Source organism: Streptomyces sp. NPDC036815 (assembly GCF_055609205.1).
Genome location: NZ_JBVJPW010000001.1, coordinates 1260688 through 1279217, shown reverse-complemented (window position 1 = coordinate 1279217; position 18530 = coordinate 1260688). Strand labels below are relative to the sequence as shown.

At 72.4% G+C, this 18530-nt stretch carries 21 protein-coding genes; 10 read left to right on the top strand and 11 right to left on the bottom strand.

Translation table 11 applies throughout. From position 1 onward, the window contains the following. The first annotated feature begins 164 nt into the window (after positions 1 to 164). From ACZ69I_RS05740 to thpD, 5 genes are all read left to right on the top strand, one after another. Positions 165 to 689, top strand: coding sequence for a DinB family protein (locus ACZ69I_RS05740; protein WP_470830581.1), 525 nt, complete (start codon positions 165 to 167; stop codon positions 687 to 689). 373 nt (positions 690 to 1062) lie between these two features. Continuing rightward, positions 1063 to 1614, top strand: a complete 552-nt coding sequence (gene ectA, locus ACZ69I_RS05735) for a diaminobutyrate acetyltransferase (protein WP_467682027.1) — start codon at positions 1063 to 1065, stop codon at positions 1612 to 1614. A 65-nt stretch (positions 1615 to 1679) separates the two neighbouring features. After that, positions 1680 to 2951, top strand: coding sequence for a diaminobutyrate--2-oxoglutarate transaminase (gene ectB, locus ACZ69I_RS05730; protein WP_389712534.1), 1272 nt, complete (start codon positions 1680 to 1682; stop codon positions 2949 to 2951). Between the two features lie 52 nt (positions 2952 to 3003). Then, complete coding sequence (locus ACZ69I_RS05725; protein ID WP_362335612.1) at positions 3004 to 3408, top strand: ectoine synthase; 405 nt, start codon at positions 3004 to 3006, stop codon at positions 3406 to 3408. Positions 3409 to 3459: 51 nt separating this feature from the next. Then, positions 3460 to 4359 (top strand): ectoine hydroxylase, encoded by a 900-nt coding sequence (thpD, locus tag ACZ69I_RS05720; protein WP_467682029.1) that lies wholly within the window; start codon positions 3460 to 3462, stop codon positions 4357 to 4359. Positions 4360 to 4446: 87 nt separating this feature from the next. Here thpD and ACZ69I_RS05715 read toward each other — a convergent pair whose 3' ends face one another. Next, on the bottom strand, positions 4447 to 5508 hold the full coding sequence (locus ACZ69I_RS05715; RefSeq protein WP_470830580.1) for an alkene reductase: 1062 nt from the start codon (positions 5506 to 5508) through the stop codon (positions 4447 to 4449). A 168-nt stretch (positions 5509 to 5676) separates the two neighbouring features. On the opposite strand from ACZ69I_RS05715, the gene ACZ69I_RS05710 reads away from it, so the two are divergent. Beyond that, positions 5677 to 6198, top strand: coding sequence for a MarR family winged helix-turn-helix transcriptional regulator (locus ACZ69I_RS05710; protein ID WP_467682033.1), 522 nt, complete (start codon positions 5677 to 5679; stop codon positions 6196 to 6198). 3 nt (positions 6199 to 6201) lie between these two features. Here ACZ69I_RS05710 and ACZ69I_RS05705 read toward each other — a convergent pair whose 3' ends face one another. The 5 genes from ACZ69I_RS05705 to ACZ69I_RS05685 all read right to left on the bottom strand — a co-directional run bounded on the left by ACZ69I_RS05705 (position 6202) and on the right by ACZ69I_RS05685 (position 10215). After that, positions 6202 to 7236, bottom strand: a complete 1035-nt coding sequence (locus tag ACZ69I_RS05705) for a maleylpyruvate isomerase family mycothiol-dependent enzyme (protein ID WP_470830579.1) — start codon at positions 7234 to 7236, stop codon at positions 6202 to 6204. Further along, positions 7233 to 7871: an RNA polymerase sigma factor gene (locus ACZ69I_RS05700; RefSeq protein ID WP_470830666.1), complete on the bottom strand. Its 639-nt coding sequence runs from the start codon at positions 7869 to 7871 to the stop codon at positions 7233 to 7235. The genes ACZ69I_RS05705 and ACZ69I_RS05700 overlap by 4 nt, the downstream gene beginning before the upstream one ends. Before the next feature lie 59 nt (positions 7872 to 7930). Next, positions 7931 to 8986 carry an aminotransferase class V-fold PLP-dependent enzyme gene (locus tag ACZ69I_RS05695; protein WP_470830578.1) on the bottom strand — a complete coding sequence of 352 codons (1056 nt, stop codon included), beginning with the start codon at positions 8984 to 8986 and terminating at the stop codon, positions 7931 to 7933. Positions 8987 to 9008: 22 nt separating this feature from the next. Next, positions 9009 to 9725, bottom strand: a complete 717-nt coding sequence (locus tag ACZ69I_RS05690; RefSeq protein WP_467682039.1) for a DsbA family oxidoreductase — start codon at positions 9723 to 9725, stop codon at positions 9009 to 9011. 124 nt (positions 9726 to 9849) lie between these two features. Then, complete coding sequence (locus ACZ69I_RS05685; RefSeq protein WP_467682041.1) at positions 9850 to 10215, bottom strand: winged helix-turn-helix transcriptional regulator; 366 nt, start codon at positions 10213 to 10215, stop codon at positions 9850 to 9852. 63 nt (positions 10216 to 10278) lie between these two features. On the opposite strand from ACZ69I_RS05685, the gene ACZ69I_RS05680 reads away from it, so the two are divergent. Beyond that, on the top strand, positions 10279 to 11394 hold the full coding sequence (locus tag ACZ69I_RS05680; protein WP_470830577.1) for a Gfo/Idh/MocA family protein: 1116 nt from the start codon (positions 10279 to 10281) through the stop codon (positions 11392 to 11394). Here ACZ69I_RS05680 and ACZ69I_RS05675 read toward each other — a convergent pair. Next, complete coding sequence (locus ACZ69I_RS05675) at positions 11391 to 11999, bottom strand: DUF1349 domain-containing protein (RefSeq protein WP_467682045.1); 609 nt, start codon at positions 11997 to 11999, stop codon at positions 11391 to 11393. The two genes, ACZ69I_RS05680 and ACZ69I_RS05675, sit on opposite strands and share 4 nt — an antisense overlap. A 4-nt stretch (positions 12000 to 12003) precedes the next feature. Beyond that, complete coding sequence (locus tag ACZ69I_RS05670; RefSeq protein ID WP_470830576.1) at positions 12004 to 13536, bottom strand: aldehyde dehydrogenase (NADP(+)); 1533 nt, start codon at positions 13534 to 13536, stop codon at positions 12004 to 12006. A 171-nt stretch (positions 13537 to 13707) separates the two neighbouring features. Between ACZ69I_RS05670 and ACZ69I_RS05665 the strand changes: the two genes are divergently transcribed. The 3 genes from ACZ69I_RS05665 to ACZ69I_RS05655 all read left to right on the top strand — a co-directional run bounded on the left by ACZ69I_RS05665 (position 13708) and on the right by ACZ69I_RS05655 (position 16500). Then, the gene (locus ACZ69I_RS05665) at positions 13708 to 14481 is read left to right on the top strand and encodes an IclR family transcriptional regulator (RefSeq protein ID WP_361727178.1); all 774 of its coding nucleotides are present in this window, start codon (positions 13708 to 13710) and stop codon (positions 14479 to 14481) included. Positions 14482 to 14484: 3 nt separating this feature from the next. After that, a complete protein-coding gene (locus ACZ69I_RS05660; RefSeq protein ID WP_467682049.1) occupies positions 14485 to 14958 on the top strand; it encodes a GNAT family N-acetyltransferase in 474 nt (157 codons plus the stop codon). Between the two features lie 93 nt (positions 14959 to 15051). Next, on the top strand, positions 15052 to 16500 hold the full coding sequence (locus ACZ69I_RS05655) for a peptidoglycan D,D-transpeptidase FtsI family protein (protein ID WP_470830575.1): 1449 nt from the start codon (positions 15052 to 15054) through the stop codon (positions 16498 to 16500). 112 nt (positions 16501 to 16612) lie between these two features. Here ACZ69I_RS05655 and ACZ69I_RS05650 read toward each other — a convergent pair whose 3' ends face one another. The 3 genes from ACZ69I_RS05650 to ACZ69I_RS05640 are packed head-to-tail and all read right to left on the bottom strand — an operon-like array spanning position 16613 to position 18469. Next, entirely contained in the window at positions 16613 to 17386 is a 774-nt protein-coding gene (locus ACZ69I_RS05650; protein ID WP_470830574.1) for a hypothetical protein, read from the bottom strand. Further along, positions 17383 to 17724 carry a PadR family transcriptional regulator gene (locus tag ACZ69I_RS05645; RefSeq protein ID WP_389712550.1) on the bottom strand — a complete coding sequence of 114 codons (342 nt, stop codon included), beginning with the start codon at positions 17722 to 17724 and terminating at the stop codon, positions 17383 to 17385. Before ACZ69I_RS05645 ends, ACZ69I_RS05650 begins: the two co-directional genes overlap by 4 nt. 1 nt (position 17725) lies before the next feature. After that, positions 17726 to 18469, bottom strand: coding sequence for a CPBP family intramembrane glutamic endopeptidase (locus tag ACZ69I_RS05640; RefSeq protein WP_467682056.1), 744 nt, complete (start codon positions 18467 to 18469; stop codon positions 17726 to 17728). Positions 18470 to 18530: the final 61 nt, after the last annotated feature.

Here is an 18530-nt window from a genome sequence, read left to right as displayed (position 1 = left end):
GCGCGGTCGCCGCGACGGCCGCGCCCGGGGCCGTACGCGGGCCCGCCCGGGGGGCCGTACGGACCTCCGGACGGCTGCCTCGCCGTCAGGCCGTCCGCCCCTCTCCTCGACAACCTGTACGAAACGCCTGCGGCCGTCCACCGCCCCATGGCACCGTGCCTGTCATGAGCACCCTTCCGGACGGCCGCCGCATCCCGCCCCTGACCGCCGACGAGCCGGCGATGCTGGCGGGCTGGCTCGATCTGCAGCGCGCCACCCTGGCGCTGAAGTGCGCGGGGCTCGACGACGAGCAGACGCTGCGCACGCCAGCGGAGCCGTCCGGGCTCTCGCTCTTCGGGCTCGTGCAGCATCTCGCCGAGGTGGAGCGGGAGTGGTTCCAGCAGGTGTTCGCCGGGCGTGACGTCCCGCCGCTCTACGAGGGCGAGCCCGGTGGCTTCACCCTGGACCGGACACGGAGCTTCGCCGAGGTGCTCGGGGTGTGGGAGCGCGAGGTCGCCGTGAGCCGGGAGATCTGCGCGGGGCGCTCGCTCGACGAGACGGGACGGTTCGACGCGGAGAGGGCTGCCCTCGTGGGCGGCGAGCAGGTCAGCCTGCGCTGGATCCTGATCCATCTGATCGAGGAGTACGCGCGGCACAACGGCCACGCGGATCTCCTGCGCGAACGCATCGACGGCGTGACGGGAACGTGAATCGCGCGCGCGTGGACATGAATCGGGCGCGCCTAAAAAGCACTCACCGAACATCGTCCGCCAATTCATCCGCGAATTCTCACGAATTCTTTATCAACACAGCTTACCGTGTTCTTCTGCCCGCTTTCCCGGGACCTAAACACTAAGATTTCGACAGTACCAATCACCGTAATTCGGACACCACCCGGACGGGCCCCTTCCGTGTGACGCACTCCACATCGCGCCCGTTTCGCGAAGAATTACCCGTACAAACAGGGACATAGCGTCAAAGTTTCATGCGGGCGCGCACCCCCGCGCGATAACATATGAGACGCGCTGACGTAACCCCTCCCCCCGATGCAATTCCAGAAATTGCTCGGTAAATTCAATCCGCATGACCGCTGCACAAGCCGATCTACCGACCGACCTGCAAGCGAAATACTTGGAAATGCCTGAGGGGCTGCGACTCGACAGTCCCGCTGTCGCCGACGGCGCCGCCATCTGGCGTATCGCCCGCGACTCCAAGGTGCTCGACCTCAACTCTTCGTACAGCTACCTGCTGTGGTGCCGCGACTTCGCGGCGACCTCCGTGGTGGCCAGGGACGCCGACGGCGAGCCGGTGGGCTTCATCACCGGCTACATCCGGCCCGAGCGCCCGGACACCCTGCTTGTCTGGCAGGTGGCCGTCGATCACGGACAGCGCGGCCGCGGCCTGGCCGGAGCGCTGCTCGACGGGCTGACCGCGAAGGTCGTCGCCGGGCGCGCGCCGCTCACGGTCGAGACGACCATCACGCCCGGGAACACCGCCTCCGAGCGGCTGTTCCTCTCCTACGCACGGCGCCACGGCGCGTCGGTCGAGCGGAAGACCCTCTTCGACGCGGGTCTCTTCCCGGATGACGGGCACGAGCCCGAGGTGCTCTACCGCATCGGTCCGATCAACCCCTGAGCTTCGCTCCCCCCACACCCGTAACCCCCCACTCCCACGCCTTTCCATCTCCCAGGAGATCTGCTGTGACCATCACCCAGCCCGACCTGAGCGTCTTCGAGACCCTGGAGTCGGAGGTGCGCAGCTACTGCCGCGGTTGGCCTACGGTCTTCGACCGCGCGCAGGGCAGCCGCATGTACGACGAGGACGGCCACGAGTACCTCGACTTCTTCGCCGGAGCCGGTTCACTCAACTACGGCCACAACAACCCGGTCCTGAAACGCGCCCTCATCGACTACCTGGAGCGCGACGGGGTCGTCCACGGCCTCGACATGTCGACCAGCGCCAAGCGGGCCTTCCTGGAGTCGTTCCAGAACATCATCCTGCGCCCGCGCGACCTGCCGTACAAGGTCATGTTCCCGGGCCCGACGGGCACCAACGCCGTCGAGGCCGCGCTGAAGCTGGCGCGCAAGGTCAAGGGCCGCGAGTCGATCGTGTCCTTCACCAACGCGTTCCACGGCATGTCGCTCGGCTCCCTCGCGGTGACCGGCAACGCCTTCAAGCGGGCGGGCGCCGGCATCCCGCTGGTGCACGGCACCCCGATGCCGTTCGACAACTACCTGGACGGCCGGACGCCGGACTTCATCTGGTTCGAGCGGCTCCTGGAGGACCAGGGCTCCGGCCTCAACCAGCCCGCCGCCGTGATCGTCGAGACGGTGCAGGGCGAGGGCGGCATCAACGTGGCCCGCGCCGAGTGGCTGCGCAAGCTCGCCGACGTGTGCGAGCGCTGGGACATGCTCCTGATCGTCGACGACATCCAGATGGGCTGCGGCCGCACCGGCGCGTTCTTCTCCTTCGAGGAGGCGGGCATCACGCCGGACATCGTGACGGTGTCGAAGTCCATCAGCGGCTACGGCATGCCGATGTCGCTGTGCATGTTCAAGCCGGAACTCGACGTGTGGGAGCCGGGCGAGCACAACGGCACGTTCCGCGGCAACAACCCCGCCTTCGTGACGGCCGCCGCCGCCCTGGAGGCCTACTGGGCCGATGGCTCGGCGATGGAGAAGCAGACCCGCGCCCGCGGCGAGCAGGTGGAGCAGGTGCTCTCCGCGATCGTCGAGGAGAACCGTGCGGAGATCAAGGAGTTCCGCGGCCGCGGACTGGTCTGGGGCATCGAGTTCCTGGACAAGGAGCGCGCGAGCGCCGTGGCCAAGCGGGCCTTCGAACTGGGCCTGCTCATCGAGACTTCCGGCCCCGAGGGCGAGGTCGTCAAGCTCCTTCCGGCGCTGACGATCACCCCCGACGAGCTGGACGAGGGGCTGCGCACGCTGGCCCGCGCGGTCCGCGAGACCGCCTGACCGAGCGAACCGGCAACCCCCGGCACCGTAAGAGAAAAGGAACCAACTCACCGTGATCGTCCGTTCGTTCAAGGACATTGAAGGCACCGACCGCCATGTGAAGGCCGCCTCCGGCACCTGGGAGAGCAAGCGCATCGTTCTCGCCAAGGAGCGGGTCGGCTTCTCGCTGCACGAGACCATCCTGTACGCGGGTACGGAGACGTCGATGTGGTACGCGAACCACATCGAGGCCGTCGTCTGCACCAAGGGTGAGGCGGAGCTGACCGACGACACGACCGGCGAGAAGTACACGATCACGCCGGGCACCATGTACCTGCTCGACGGGCACGAGAAGCACACCATGCGGATCAAGGAAGACTTCCACTGCCTGTGCGTCTTCAACCCGCCCGTCACGGGTCGTGAGGACCACGACGAGAACGGCGTGTACCCGCTGCTCACGGAGCCGGACGCGGACTGACACCGCCTACATCCCGAACAGGGCCGTACGAGAGGAGAGGCAGGCAACACCATGACCACCGCACCCGAACGCACCAGTGACCTGTACCCGACCCGAGGCGCCGAAGAGGTGCTGATCGAGCGCAAGGACCCCGTCGTGTGGTCCGAGCCGGGTGCAGCGGGGCCGATCACGGCCGGGGATCTGGCCGGGTTCGAGCGGGACGGTTTCCTGGCGATCGACCAGTTGATCACCCCGGACGAAGTGAGCGTGTACCACGCCGAGCTGGAGCGGCTGATGAGCGATCCGGCGATGCGGGCGGACGACCGCTCCATCGTCGAGCCGCGCACCCAGGAGATCCGGTCGATCTTCGAGGTGCACAGGATCAGCGAGCTGTTCGGCAGGCTGGCGGCGGACCCGCGCGTCGTCGGCAGGGCACGGCAGATCCTCGGCTCGGACGTGTACGTCCACCAGTCGCGGATCAACGTGAAGCCGGGCTTCGGCGCCTCCGGGTTCTACTGGCACTCGGACTTCGAGACCTGGCACGCGGAGGACGGCCTGCCCAACATGCGGACCGTCTCGGTGTCGATCGCACTGACGAAGAATTACGACACCAACGGCGGCCTCATGATCATGCCGGGGTCGCACAAGACGTTCCTCGGCTGTGCGGGCGCGACGCCGAAGGACAACTACAAGCGGTCGCTGCAGATGCAGGACGCGGGCATCCCGTCGGACGAGACGCTCACGCACCTCGCGTCCGACTACGGCATCCGCCTGTTCACCGGTGAGGCCGGGTCGGCCACGTGGTTCGACTGCAACGCGATGCACGGCTCGGGGGACAACATCACCCCGTACCCGCGCAGCAACGTCTTCATCGTGTTCAACAGCGTGGAGAACACAGCGGTGGAACCGTTCTCGGCGCCGGTGCGACGGCCCGAGTACATCGGGGCGCGGGACTTCACCCCCGTCAAGTGAGGTAGCGCGTACGCGGATCGGCCCGGCACCCCCCGTGGGAGCCGGGCCGATCCGTCGTGTGTGGGGGGGGAAGTCGGCGGGGCCGGGCTACAGCGCCGGGTAGTCCGTGTAGCCCTTCTCGGTGCCGCCGTAGTAGGTCGCCCGGTCCGGCGTGTTGTACGGGCCTCCGGCGCGCAGGCGGGCCGGCAGGTCGGGGTTGGCGAGGAAGAGCGCGCCGAACGTGATGATGTCCGCGGTGCCGTCCTCGATCAGAGCCAGCGCGTCGGGGCCGGTGGGTCCCTCGCTGTGCGGGTTCAGGACGAACGTGCCGCCGAACTCCCGGCGCAGCGCGGCGGTCAGCTCGCGGGCCCCGCCCACCTCCATGACGTGCAAATACGCGAGGTCCAGCGCGGCGAGTTCCTTCGCGAGCGCGGTGTACGTGGGCGCCGGGTCGGGCTCGGAGATGCCGTTCGCGGTGTTGCCGGGCGAGACGCGGAAGCCGGTGCGGTGCGCGCCGATCTCCGCGGCGACGGCCGCGGCCGCCTCGACGGCGAAGCGGATGCGGTTCTCGACCGTGCCGCCCCATTCGTCGGTGCGGTGGTTGGAGCCGGGCGCGAGGAACTGGTGGATCAGATAGCCGTTGGCGCCGTGCAGTTCGACGCCGTCGAAGCCCGCGTCGATGGCGCCCCGCGCGGCGGCGGCGAAGTCGGCGACGGTGGCCCGGACCTCGGCGCCGGTCAGCTCGCGCGGGGTGACGAAGTCCTTGAGGCCCTCGGCGGTGTAGACCTGCCCCTCGGCGGCGACGGGTGAGGGGGCGACGTTGACCAGGCCGTCGGGGAGCAGGACGGGGTGGCCGACGCGGCCCGCGTGCATGAGCTGGGCGAAGATCGTGCCGCCCGCCGCGTGCACGGCGTCGGTGACCTTGCGCCAGGCGGCGATCTGCTCCGTGCTGTGCAGGCCTGGAGTGTCGGGATATCCCTGGCCGACCACAGAGGGCTGGATCCCCTCGGTGACGATCAGGCCCGCGGTGGCGCGCTGGGTGTAGTACTCGGCGGTCAGTTCCGTGGCGACACCGCCCTCACCGGCGCGGCTGCGGGTCATGGGGGCCATGGCGATGCGGTTGCGGAGTGTGCGGCCGGACAGGTCGATCGGGTCGAACGCGGTGCTCATCAGGGACTCCCGGGTTATTTATGTGGTCGGCCAATCAATCGGGCCGAGGCCACTGTAACCCATTCCTTGGCCGACCAAGGTAATCTTTTCGAAGACGTATTGCGCAGGACATACGGCGGCCCGGCACAGCGGCCGGACCGCGCCTGCGACGACCGACAGGAGCCCCTCATGAAGGCCGACACCGCGCAGGCCCCGCCGGCCGACCCCGTCTGTACCCCCGGCGCGTCCGGTGTCGCCGCGGCGGGGCCGGTCAGCCTCGCCGTCAGCCGGGTGGCCCGGCTGCACCGCATCGCCGCGGGCAAGGTGCTCAAGGATCTGGGTCTCTACCCAGGCCAGGAGTTCGTGATGATGCACCTGTGGGAGGCGGGCGCGGTGCGGCAGGCCGAGCTGATCAAGGCGGTCGACCTCGACCCCTCGACGGTCACGAAGATGCTGCAGCGTCTGGAGCAGGCCGGGCACGTGCGGCGCCGCCCCGACCCGGCCGACCGGCGCGCGGTGCTCGTCGAGGCCAGCGCGGCCAGCTGCGGGCTGCTGACCCAGGTGGAGCGCGCCTGGGCCGAGTTGGAGGGCCACACGCTGACCGGCCTGGACGAGACCGAACGCGCGGACCTCGCCAGGCTGCTCGCGAAGGTGGAGACCAACCTGTGCAAGGAGACCGAGGACTGCCCGGAGCGCAAGGGCCGCTCCTAGGGCCTACAGCCACGCCAGCGACGCAGCCCTGACCAGCACGCGCCGGGCCGCGGAGGCGTCGCCCGACGTGCCGCGCGGCACCCGGTCCGGCGCCCGCCGCCCGCCCACGAGCAGGCAGAAGTCGACGGGGTCGAGGACGAGCTCGGCCCGTACCGGTTCGTCCGCGCTGCCCAGCACCCACTCGGTCTCGCCGCCCTCCCCCGCGATGGTGAGCGCCACGGGGGCCGCGCGCGGGCCGAGCGCCGGACCGAGCAGCCGGACGGCCAGGCGCACGAGCTGCCACAGGTGCGGGGGCGGCGGCGGGGGCACGACCCGGTCGAGCGCGCCGCCGATGTCGTCGGCGTGCACCCAGGTCTCGAAGGCCCGCGCCAGGAAGTGGTCGGCGACGGGCAGCCGCACCCCCGCGATGTCCGTGGCGCGGGCGGCCCGCTCGGTGTCGTGGGCGGCCCGGGACGACAGCAGCCCGGCGGCCTGCGCCCGCCACGCGGAGACGGTCTGGGCGGGGGTACGGCCCCGCTCGCGGCGGATCGCCTCGCGGGTCCGCGCCTCCCACGCCGTGCGCCACGGCGTGCCGTCCGGCGGGCGGGACACGGCGCCGCGCGGATGCGGCCCGCCCGCCCCCACGTGCCGGGCGAGCGGCTCGTCGGCGGCGATGAGGTGGGCGACGGTGTCCTGCACGTCCCAGTCGTGCACGACCGGCGTGCTCCAGGGGCCGCGCTCGTCCAGCTCCGCGAGGAGTGCCTGGAGTCCGGCGACCGCCGCGGCGTAGGGCGCCGCGTGCAGGGCGGTGCGCAAGGCCGGGGCGCGGGTCCGCAGGGCCAGCGAGAGGCCGTGCTCCACGGGGGCCGCGCCGGGCGCGGGGTCCGGCAGCGCGGGGCCGTCCAGGTGGCGCACCGTGGCCCGCAGCCTGGTGGCCTCGGCGGCGCAGGGCGCGCACTCCCCCAGGTGGCGGCCGACCTCGGCCTCGTCGCCCGGCATCAGGGCGTGCGCGGCCCAGGCGCCGAGCAGCTCACGTACCGTCTCGTGGTCGGTCGTCACGGGCGTTCACCTCGCAGGGGCGGGTCCGCGAGGGTCTCGGCCAGGGTGCGCAGGGCCGTTCTCAGGCGGGTCTTGGCGGTGCCTTCGGGGATGCCGAGTTCGACGGCGGTCTGGCGGTAGGTGCGGCCCGCGAAGTAGGCCAGGTGCACCACCTGCTGCTGGGGCAGCGGGAGCCGGGCGAGGGCGGAGTGCAGGAGGAGGGAGCGCTCCTGCTCCAGGATCGCCTCGTCCGGGGCGGGCCCCGGCGCCGGGGCCGCGCGCAGGGCCGCTTCATCGGCGTGGACGGCCTTGCGGTGCCGCTCCTCGCCGCGCACCCAGTCCACGGCGCGCCGGTGCGCGAGCATCGAGAGCCAGCCGCGCAGGCTGCCCCGGCGGACGTCGAAGGCGTAGGGCCTGCTCCACAGGTGGGCGAAGACCTCCTGCGCCACGTCCTCCGCGGCGTTGTGGTCACGGGTGACGCGGGTCGCGACGCGGCGGACGAGCGGGCCGTACGCGGCGTAGGCCTCGGCGAGGGCGGCCTCCTCTCCGTAGACGAGCCGCCGGTGCAGTACCGCGTCGGCCGGGGGTCTGCCGGGGCCTGCCCGCGGGTCCGCCGTGCCCGGCTCCTCGAAGGACGGCTCCACCGGCACCACCACCTCGCGCGGGCCACCTCGTTGCGCCAAGCGTGGCGCCCCGGGGCCCGTCGCGCCAGGCTTCAGCCGGACAGGACGTCGAGGAGCCGGTCCACGTCCGCCTCCGTGTTGTACAGATGGAACGTGGCCCGCAGGTGTCCCGCCCGTGCCGAGGTGAGGATGCCCGCGCGGGCCAACTCCGGTGCGCGGTCGGCCAGTCCGGGCACCGAGACGATGGGGGTGGTGCCCGGCACCGGAGCGTGGCCGAGATGGGCGAGTCCGGCGCGGTAGCGGGCGGCGAGTGCCGTGTCGTGGGCGTGGATCGCGCCGATCCCGGTCTCCTCGACGAGGGTCAGCGCGGCGGCGGCACCGTGGTAGGAGAGGAAGGCGGTGGGCTCGTCGAACCGGCGGGCGTCCGGGGCGAGCTCGGTGAGCGGCCCGTACGTGGAGTGCCAGCCGTCCGCCGACGCGAGCCAGCCGCCGTGCAGCGGGGCCAGGGAGTCCTGCGCCTCCTCGCGCACCGTCAGGAACGACACGCCGCGCGGGCACAGCAGCCATTTGAAGGCGCCGGTCACGGTGTAGTCGTAGGCGCCCGCCTCGACGGGCAGCCAGCCCACCGCCTGGGTCGCGTCGACCAGCGTGCGCGCGCCGTGGGCGGCCGCCGCGGCGCGGACGGCCGCGAGGTCGGCGGTGCGGCCGTCGGAGGACTGGACGGACGAGAAGGAGACGAGCGCCGTCGTCGGCGCTATCGCCCCGGCGAGCCCGTCCAGCGGCGCGTACCGCATCTTGAGGTCGCCGCGGAGCACGAAGGGGTTCACGATGGAGGCGAACTCGCCCTCGGGCACGAGGACTTCGGCCCCGGTGGGCAGCGAGGCGGCGATCAGGCCCGCGTGCACCGCGACCGAGCCGCCGACGGCCACCCGGCCGGGCGCCACCGAGACGAGCCGGGCGAAGGCGGCCCGGACCGCGTCCACCACCTCGAAGTCACCGGCGCCGCCCGCCCGCCCCGCGCCGTTCTCGGCGGCGAGTGCGCAGACCGCCTCGATGGCGCGACGGGGCAGCAGACCGCAGACCGCGGTGTTCAGGTACGTCGACGCGGGAGCGAATTCGGTGCCGTTGTTGATCCCCATGGACTCCATGGGGATCAACCTATGCGGCCGTTCAGGCCTGCGGAACCGCGCATCCGTCGGGGCCGCAGGCGTCGCCGCCGTCGGCGGCGGCGAGGGTGGTCAGCGGCGAACGCTCGCCCCACGCCTGCTCCAGGGCCTGCGTGAAGACCTCGGCCGGCTGGGCGCCGGAGATGCCGTACTTGCGGTCGAGGACGAAGAACGGCACGCCGTTCGCGCCCAGTTCGGCGGCCTCGCGCTCGTCGGCGCGGACGTCGTCGGCGTACCGCTCGGGGTCGGCGAGGACGGCCCGCACCTCGCCCTCGTCCAGGCCCGCCTCGACGGCGAGCTCCACGACGCGCGCGTCGTCCGCGAAGACGGACCGCTCCTCGGCGAAGTTCGCGCGGTAGAGCAGGCCGATCAGCTCGTCCTGCCTGCCCTGCTCCGCGGCGAAGTGCAGGAGGCGGTGCATGTCGAAGGTGCTGCCGTGGTCGCGGCCCTCGGTGCGGTAGTCGAGGCCCTCGGCGGCGGCGTTCTCCCCGAGCCGCTTCTCGCCCTCGCGGGCCTGCTCCTCGCTCATGCCGTACTTCCGCATGAGCATCGGCAGCACGAGCCCGGTCTCGCCCTTGGCGCGGCCGGGGTCCAGCTCGAAGGAGCGGTGCACGACCTCGACGCCGTCGCGGTGCGGGAAGGCAGCGAGGGCCTTCTCGAAGCGGGCCTTGCCCACGTAGCACCAGGGGCAGGCGATGTCGCTCCAGATCTCGACGCGCATGTGTGTGGCTCTCTTCAGGTCGTACGTCGGGTGGGTACGGAGGGGGCCTCCGCTCCCGGCGTCAACACACGGGCAAAGCGCCGCATTCCCCCTGCCGGGCTCCCCTTGCCCGACTCCCCTCGCCTCACTCCCCCACCGTGAACTTCCCCGTGTTCGTCCTGATCCAGGTGCGCAGGTGGGCCAGGGGCTCCAGGGCGCCGCGGCCGAGGTCGGTCAGTTCGTATTCGACGCGGGGCGGGACCTCGGCGTGGACCGTGCGGGTCACGAGACCGTGGCCCTCCAGGCGGCGCAGGGTCTGGGTGAGCACCTTCGGACTGACGCCCTCCAGCTTGCGGCGGAGCTCGCCGAAGCGGCGCGGGCCGTCCTCCAGGGCGGTGATCGCGAGGCCGGTCCACTTGTTGACGAGCAGCTCGAAGATCGCCCGGCCGGGGCAGAGCAGGCCGTAGATGTCGTGCCGGGCGGAGCGGTCTTCAGGGGTCTGACCAGTCATGGTTCCCAAAATATAGTTGGGTCCCTTGCGGGTGATCAGGGGGTGGCTCCTACCGTGCCGGCCATGAACTCCTTCCCCACCCCCGTCCGCGTCGGCCTCGTCGGGCTCTCCGCCCGCGGCGGCTGGGCGTCCCACTCCCACCTCCCCGCGCTGACCCGCCTCGGCGGCTACGAGCTGCGCGCCCTGGCCGCGTCGAGCGAGGCCACCGCGCGGGCCGCGGGCGAGAAGTACGGCGTACCCCTGGCCTTCGGCTCGGCGGCCGAGCTCGTCCGCAGCGACGAGGTCGACCTCGTCGTGGTGAGCGTGCGGGTGCCGCTGCACCGCGAGGTGGTCCTCGCCGCGCTCGGCGCGGGCAGGGCGGTGCTCTCCGAGTGGCCGCTCGGCAACGGCCCCGCCGAGGCCGACGAGCTGGCGGCGGCCGCGGGCCGGGCCGGAGTACGGACGTTCGCGGGGCTGCAGGCCCGCTCGGCGCCCGCGGTGCGGTTCGTCCGCGACCTCGTCGCCGACGGCTACGCCGGTGAGGTCCTGTCGAGCAGCCTCGTCGCGTCCGGGCGGCGCTGGGGCCCCGTCTTCGAGCCGTCCGGGGAGTACCTCCTGGACCGGCGGAACGGCGGGACCATGCTGACGATCCCCTTCGGCCACACCGTCGACGCCGTCGCGATGGTGCTCGGCGAGTTCACCGAGGTCTCCGCGACCCTGGCGACCCGGCGCCCGGTCGTGCACGAGGAGGGCACGGGCCGCCCCGCGGCCATGACCGTCCACGACCAGATCGCGGTGACCGCCAGGCTCGGCTCGGGCGCCGTGGCCTCGGTCCACTTCCGGGGCGGCCTCTCCCGGGGCACGGACTTCCACTGGGAGATCAACGGCACCGAGGGCGACCTGGTGGTCACGGGCGACTCGGGCCACCTCCAGCAGGCGTCCCTGACCGTCCGCGGCGGGCGGGGCACGGGCGGGTCGGTCGCCGGACTCCCCGTCCCCGCACGCTACTTCGACGTACCGGAGATCGACGGCTTGCGCGGCCTCCCCGCGTACAACGTGGGGGCGCAGTACGCGCAGGTACTCGCCGACCTCACCGAAGGCACCGCGCACGCACCGGACTTCGCGCACGCGGCGCGGCGCCAGCGGCTGCTCGACGCCGTCGAACGGTCGGCCGCGACCGGCGCGCGCGTGATGCTCTAGGAGCCGTCCCGCAGCCCCTTCGGCCAGTTGGGGCGGAACTCGATGTGGTCGTACGTCACCACGCAGCCCTCGCCCACCGGCGACTGCGCCAGGAAGCCGACGAGCGCGGCGCTCGCCGTCTCCTCGTCGCCGAGCGAGAAGATCCGCACGAACGTCCACCGCTCGCCGTCCGTCGAGGCGTGGAACGCGAACGCCGACCCCGTACGGCTGACGCGCAGCCAGGCGCTGCTGCCGTCCACCACGAAGGCGTTGGCGTCGTCGGAGTGGCCGCGGGTGACGACCGTGCAGATCGTGGGCTCGTCCGGGGAGCGCTCGAGGCAGAGCTTGGCCCACTCCCGCTCGCCCACGTGCAGGTACAGCACGCCCGCGTCGAAGGCCGCGGCGAAGCCGACCGTGACGCGGGCGATCAGCTGGAAGTCGCCCTCGGGCGCGCCGAGGAGGCGCGGCGCGTCGGATGCGGGCTCCAGCGCCTCGCCCGTCGGCGGCACGAAGCGGTCCTGGCGGGCGCCCGCCCAGCCGGTGAGCACGCCGTCCTCGTGGGACCAGTGGCCGTCGGGGCCGTACGTGCGCAGCGGGAAGGGCAGTTCGGGAAGGGTGACGTCCATGGCCTCAGTGTTCCAGGCGGCCGTCGAGGCGACGCGGCAGGCCCAGCGGGTTGGCGTCGCGCAGCTCCGGCGGGAGCAGCGCCTCGGGGGTGTTCTGGTACGCGACGGGCCGCAGCCAGCGCTCGACGGCCGTGCCGCCCACGGACGTCGAGGTCGACGTCGTCGCGGGGTAGGGGCCGCCGTGGTGCTGGGCCGGGGCGACGGCGACGCCCGTGGGCCAGCCGTCGACGAGGACGCGCCCGGCGAGCGGGGTGAGCTCGGCGAGCAGCTCCGCGCCCCGGCCGCTCTCCCCCGCCGCCTCGTCCGAGGACAGCTGCACGGTGGCGGTGAGGTTGCCGGGCAGCCGGGCGAGTACGGCGGTGATCTCCGCCTCGTCGGCGTACCGCGCGACGACGGTGACCGGGCCGAAGCACTCCTCGAGGAGCAGGTCGTGCGCGCCCTCTGCGGCGAGGCGCGCGGCCGGGACGGTCAGGAAGCCCGCGCTGACGGTGTGCTCGCCGCCCGCGCCGGGGGTCACCGGGGCCTCCACCCCGGGGAGCCCGGCGCGCTCGCGCACCCCTGCGACGAAGTTGTCCCGCATCCGGTGGTCGAGGAGCACCCCGGACTCGGTGTTGCTGACCGCTTCGGTCAGGGACTTCACGAGCTGGTCGCCGCCCGCGCCCTCGGGGGCGAGGACCAGGCCGGGCTTGACGCAGAACTGGCCGACGCCGAGCGTCATGGAGCCCGCGAGCCCGGCGCCGATCTGCTCGCCGCGCTCGGCGGCCGCCGCCTCGGTGACCACGACAGGGTTGAGGGAGCCGAGCTCGCCGTGGAAGGGGATCGGCACGGGCCGGGCGGCGGCCGCGTCGAAGAGGGCGCGCCCGCCGCGGATGGAGCCGGTGAAGCCGGCGCCTGCGACCAGCGGGTGCTTGACGAGTTCGACGCCCGCCTCGAAGCCGTGCACGAGGCCGAGCACGCCCTCGGGGATGCCGTGCCGGGCGGCGGCCCTGCGCAGCACGGAGGCGACCAGCTCGGAGGTGCCCGGGTGGTCGGGGTGCGCCTTGACGACCACGGGGCAGCCCGCGGCGAGCGCGCTCGCGGTGTCGCCGCCGGGCACGGAGAAGGCGAAGGGGAAGTTGGAGGCGGAGTAGACCGCGACGACGCCGAGCGGGATCTTGTAGCGGCGCAGGTCGGGGACGGGCGGGGTGGCCGAGTCGTCGGGGTGGTCGATGACCACGCCGAGGAAGGCGCCCTCGTCGACGATGTCCGCGAAGGAGCGCAACTGGTAGCAGGTGCGCGCGAGTTCGCCGGTGAGGCGGACGGGCCCGAGCGCGGTCTCCGCGTCGGCGGCCTCCACGAGGTGGTCCTTCGCCTCTTCGAGGAGCTCCGCCGCGGTGCGCAGGAAGGCGGCGCGCACCGCGCGGTCGGCCAGCGCGGGCGCGGCGTCCCGGGCGGCGCGGACGGTCAGGTCGACCTCCTCGGCCGTGGCCTCCACCGCAACCTGCTCGCGCTGCTTCCCGGTTCGGGGGTCGACACTCCAGACTGGTGCTGTTGCCACCGCGGATTCCCTTTCCAGAGGTACTGCCAGGGTCGTATGAGGGGTCGTGCCGAGGGTCTTGCCGGAGGTATGCCACTCACCAGGGCTGTTCGATATGCTGAACGCCGTCTTCGTCGGTGAATGTGCGGGGACTCGGAGACTATTTCTCGGCGTTCAAAGGGGTCAAGGGCGATGTCGGCTGGCGAGACCGGAGGCGGTGCGCAGGTCAAGTCCGCGGTGCGGACGGTGGAATTGCTCGAGTACTTCGCGGGCCGTCCCGGAATGCATTCGCTGGCCGCGGTCCAGGAGGCCGTCGGATATCCCAAGTCGAGCCTGTACATGCTCCTGCGCACCCTGGTCGAGCTCGGCTGGGTCGAGACGGACGCGACCGGCACGCGGTACGGCATCGGGGTCCGCGCCCTGCTCGTCGGCACGTCGTACATCGACGGCGACGAGGTCGTGGCCGCCGCCCGGCCGACCCTGGACCGGCTCTCCGACGACACCACGGAGACCATCCACCTCGCGCGGCTGGACGGCACGAACGTGGTCTACCTCGCCACCCGCCAGTCGCAGCACTACCTGCGGCCCTTCACGCGGGTGGGCCGCCGCCTCCCCGCGCACTCCACGTCGCTCGGCAAGGCGCTGCTCGCGACCCACACCGACGAGCAGGTCCGCAAGCTGCTCCCGGAGACGCTGCCCGCACTCACCGAGCACACCATCACCGACCGCGAGAAGCTCATCGAGGAGCTGCACGCGGTGCGCGAGCAGGGCTTCGCCGTGGACCGCGAGGAGAACACGCTGGGGTTGCGCTGCTTCGGCGTCGCCATCCCCTACCGCACTCCGGCGCGGGACGCGATCAGCTGCTCGGTGCCGGTGGCGCGGCTCACGCCCGCGCACGAGCAGATGGTCAAGGACGCCCTGTTCGACGCGCGGGACCGGCTGACACTGGCGACTCGTAGGCTCTGACCCATGGATGTCAGCCTGCGCGAAGTGCACGACAGCGACCTGCCCGTCTTCTTCCGGCAGATGAACGATCCCGAGTCGAGCCACATGGCCGCCTTCACCCCCGAGGACCCGGCCGACCGCGACCGCTTCGACGCCCAGTGGGCGAAGATGCGCTCCGCCGCGGACACCGACGTGCGCACGGTCCTCGCCGACGGGGACGTGGTGGGCAGCGCCGGGGTGTACGGGGCGCCGGGCGAGCGCGAGGTCACGTACTGGATCGACCGCGCGTACTGGGGGCGCGGCCTGGCCACGGCGGCCCTGCGCGGCCTCCTGGAGCTGGAGCCGGACCGGCCGCTCTACGCCCGCGCGGCGGCGGACAACGCCGGGTCGATCCGGGTCCTGGAGAAGTGCGGTTTCCGCGTCTCCGCCACCGAGCGCGGGTACGCCCCGGCGCGCGGGGCGGAGATCGACGAGGTCGTCCTCGTCCTGCACGGCTGAGGGCCCCGCCGCCGCATGAGGAGTTCCTGAGAAAACGGCCGCAAGCGCCCCAGAAGGGAACGAATCCCTCTCCTCCGCTCGTCTTCCCACGGGATGAACAAGACGATCAGGCGCGCCTCGGTCTTCGCACTGCTGCTCGTGCTCGCCCTGCTGATACGGGCGACATGGGTGCAGTTCCACGACTCGACGGCGCTCGCGGACGACAAGCACAACCGGCGCAACGCGATCGAGCAGTACGCGAACCCGCTGGGCAACATCATCGTGGGCGGTGAGGCCATCACCGGCTCCGAGCGGACGAAAGGCGGAGACCTCGCGTACAAACGCACCTACAAGGACGGCGACCTCTACTCACCCGTCACGGGCTACAGCTCCCAGGTCTACGGCGCCACCCAGCTCGAAGGCATCTACAAGGACCTGCTCGACGGCACCGACAACCGGCTGAAGACGCCCCTCGACACGCTCACCGGCAAGCGCGCCGCCCCCGGTGACGTCGTGACGACGATCGACCCCGCGGTGCAGAAGGCCGGGTACAAGGCGCTGGGCGACACCAAGGGCGCCGCGGTCGCCGTCGACCCCAAGACCGGCAAGATCCTCGGCATGGTCTCGACGCCGTCGTACGACCCGTCGAGGATCAGCGGCTCCACGGACTCCGAGACGTGGCGGAAGCTGACCACCGACAAGGAGAAGCCGATGGTCAACCGCGCGATGCGCCAGCCGCTCCCGCCCGGCTCGACCTTCAAGCTGGTCGTCGCGGCCGCGGCCCTGGAGGACGGTCTCTACGACTCGGTGGACACGCGGACGAGCAGCCCGAACCCGTACACGCTGCCCGGCACGCGCACGGTCCTCAAGAACGAGAACCAGGCGGCCCCCTGCGAGAACGCGGACATTCGCACGGCGCTCCAGTACTCGTGCAACAACGTCTTCGCGAAGATGGCCGTCGACCTGGGCCAGGACAAGGTCGAGGCGATGGCGGAGAAGCTGGGCTTCAACGCCGACAAGCTGGACGTCCCGGTGCGCGCCTCGAAGAGCGTCTACCCCTCGGGCATGGACAAGGCGCAGACGGCGCTCAGCGGCATCGGCCAGTTCGACGTGACGGCGACGCCGCTGCAGATGTCGATGGTGTCGGCGGCCATCGCCAACGGCGGCGAGCTGGAGAGGCCGCACATGGTCTCGCAGATCAGCGACTCCGGTGGCAACGTCCTGGAGAAGTACGACGACGGCGACTCCCAGCGCGTGATGGACAAGTCCACCGCCGAGGGCCTGCAGTCCGCGATGCAGACGGTCGTCGAGAAGGGCACCGGTTCGAACGCGAAGATCGCCGGTGCGACGGTCGGCGGCAAGACGGGCACGGCCCAGCACGGCGAGAACAACAGCAAGACGCCGTACGCCTGGTTCACGTCGTACGCCAAGGGCGGCGACGGCAAGCAGGTGGCGGTCGCGGTGATGATCGAGTCGTCGAGCGCGGCCCGCGACGAGGTCAGCGGCAACGGCCTGGCGGCCCCGATCGCGAAGGCGATGATGTCGGCGGCGCTGAAGGCCTGAGCCGGGCGGTCCGCCCGACCGGAGGCGCTTCGTGAGGGGAGGGTCCCGGCGCCCGGCGCGCCGCCGGGGCCCTCCCCTCGCTGGCTCTACCGCCGGGTCCCTCGCCGCCTGCTCACGCCCCGTCCCGCCGGGCGCCCCGCCCCTGCCACGCCTGGACCCCCCACGCGGCGCCCACGGCGGCCGCCGCCCCCGCGAAGCACCCCACCACGAACCCGATGCCGGAGCTCGCGTCGCCCTCGTCGAGGGCCACCCCGACGCCCGCCGCGACGAGCCCGACGGCGAGCACGGCGAGCAGCCCGTAGAACTTGCCGCTGAAGAATCTGGTCCGCAGGGGTGCCGGCGGCGGTGACTCCACCCGGGCCGCGGGCCCGAGGCTCGCCGCGCGCGGGCGCTTGAACCACGCGTAGATCACCCAGGTCCCGCACGCCTCCCAGCCGTCGGGGGCGAGCCGCTCGTCGAGGCCCTCGCGCCCGCGCGTGATCAGCTCGCGCCGGTACTCCCAGCGCTGCGGCTGCGCCAGGTCGCGGTGGCTCACGAAGCGCCCGACGGCGTCGACCCGCTCGACCTCCCAGCCCTCGTCGCCGAAGCGGTTCAGGAGCTCCTCGTCGACGTAGGTGTCGGCGGTCCAGCGCCAGGTCTCCACCGTGTCGCCCGGCGCCGGTGCCCGCTCCCCCGCGGCGGGCAGCAGCTGCCGGGCGAACTCGTCCGCCGGGCCGAACTCGGCCTCGGCGTCGTCGGCGCCGGCCTCCTCCAGGTGGGCGGCCAGGTCCCTGACGGTCGCCTCGACGCGGTCGGCGGGCAGGCCGTGCGCCCGCAGCCGCTCGGCGAGGCCGATGAGGTAACCGTCGCGCTCGTGGCGCGCGTTCGTCGCGTCCGTGGTGTTCATCGTGGGGTCACTCCCGCCTTCGCGAGGACGTCGCGTACGGATCCGTCGAAGGCGAGCCAGAGGCCGCCCTGTTCACCGAGGGTTTCGCGCCCGGCGTCGGTGAGCCGGTAGTAGCGGCGGCCCGGCCCCTTCTCGGTCGCGCGGAACTCCGCGGAGACCAGGCCCGCCTCCTCCAGGCGGTTCAGTACGGGATAGAGCGTGCCGCCCTTGATCTGGCCGAAGCCCGCGGCGTCGAGCAGCTTGGCGATCTCGTAGCCGTAGCTCTCGCCGTCGGTGAGTCCGGCGAGCACGAGGAGGTCGAGTACGCCCTTGAACCAGCTGGCGCGGCGGTCGGTCACTTCACTGTGCCTTTCGGACGGCGGGCGCGGTGCGCGGCCTGTCGGGCGCGGGCAGCGTCAGATCGCGTACGGAGAGGGCGACGTGCACGGCGACGGGGAGCAGCAGGCTGCCCGTCCCGAGGTAGAGGCCGGTGAACACCGCGCCGAAGAGCGCGAAGCCGAGGACGCCCCGGCGGCCCTGGTAGTACCCGGCGACCGCGTAGACGAGGACGGAGAGGGCGGCCGCCGCGTAGAGGTCGAGTCCAAGGGCGCCGACGCCGAAGGCGATGAGCAGGCCGCGGTAGACCAGTTCGGAGCAGAGGCCGTCGCTCACGGCGACGGCCAGGGCGAGCCTGCGCTCCTCGGCGGTGCGCGGCAGCATCGCCTCGATGGCGGCGAGCCCCGGCACGTTCCTGCCGCGCTCCGCGAGGTCGCGGAAGTTCCGCCCCGAGGCCGCGGCGATCGCCGTGCAGACGAGGATTCCGGCGACGGCGTAGACGGGCCGCTCGGGCAGGGTCAGGCCGAGGTCGGCGGCGTCCGTGCCCGGCGAGAGCAGCAGCGCCGCGACGGCGAAGGCGGCGAAGGTCCAGACGAGGACGAGCACGAGGCCGAAGTAGCGGACCAGGGCGCGGGGTTCGGTGTCCCTGCGGCGGGCCAGCGAGCCGTACATCCGGCGGCCGGCCCAGGGCTCGCCGAGCAGCAGGTACGCGGCGAGGGTGGCGGTGACGGCGGTCGATGCCGTCGAGAAGTCCGGCGAGATGGTCATGGGATCCCCGTTTCCCGAAGGGGCCGCGCGGCGTGCGTGTGCCGCACGCCTCGCGGTCCCC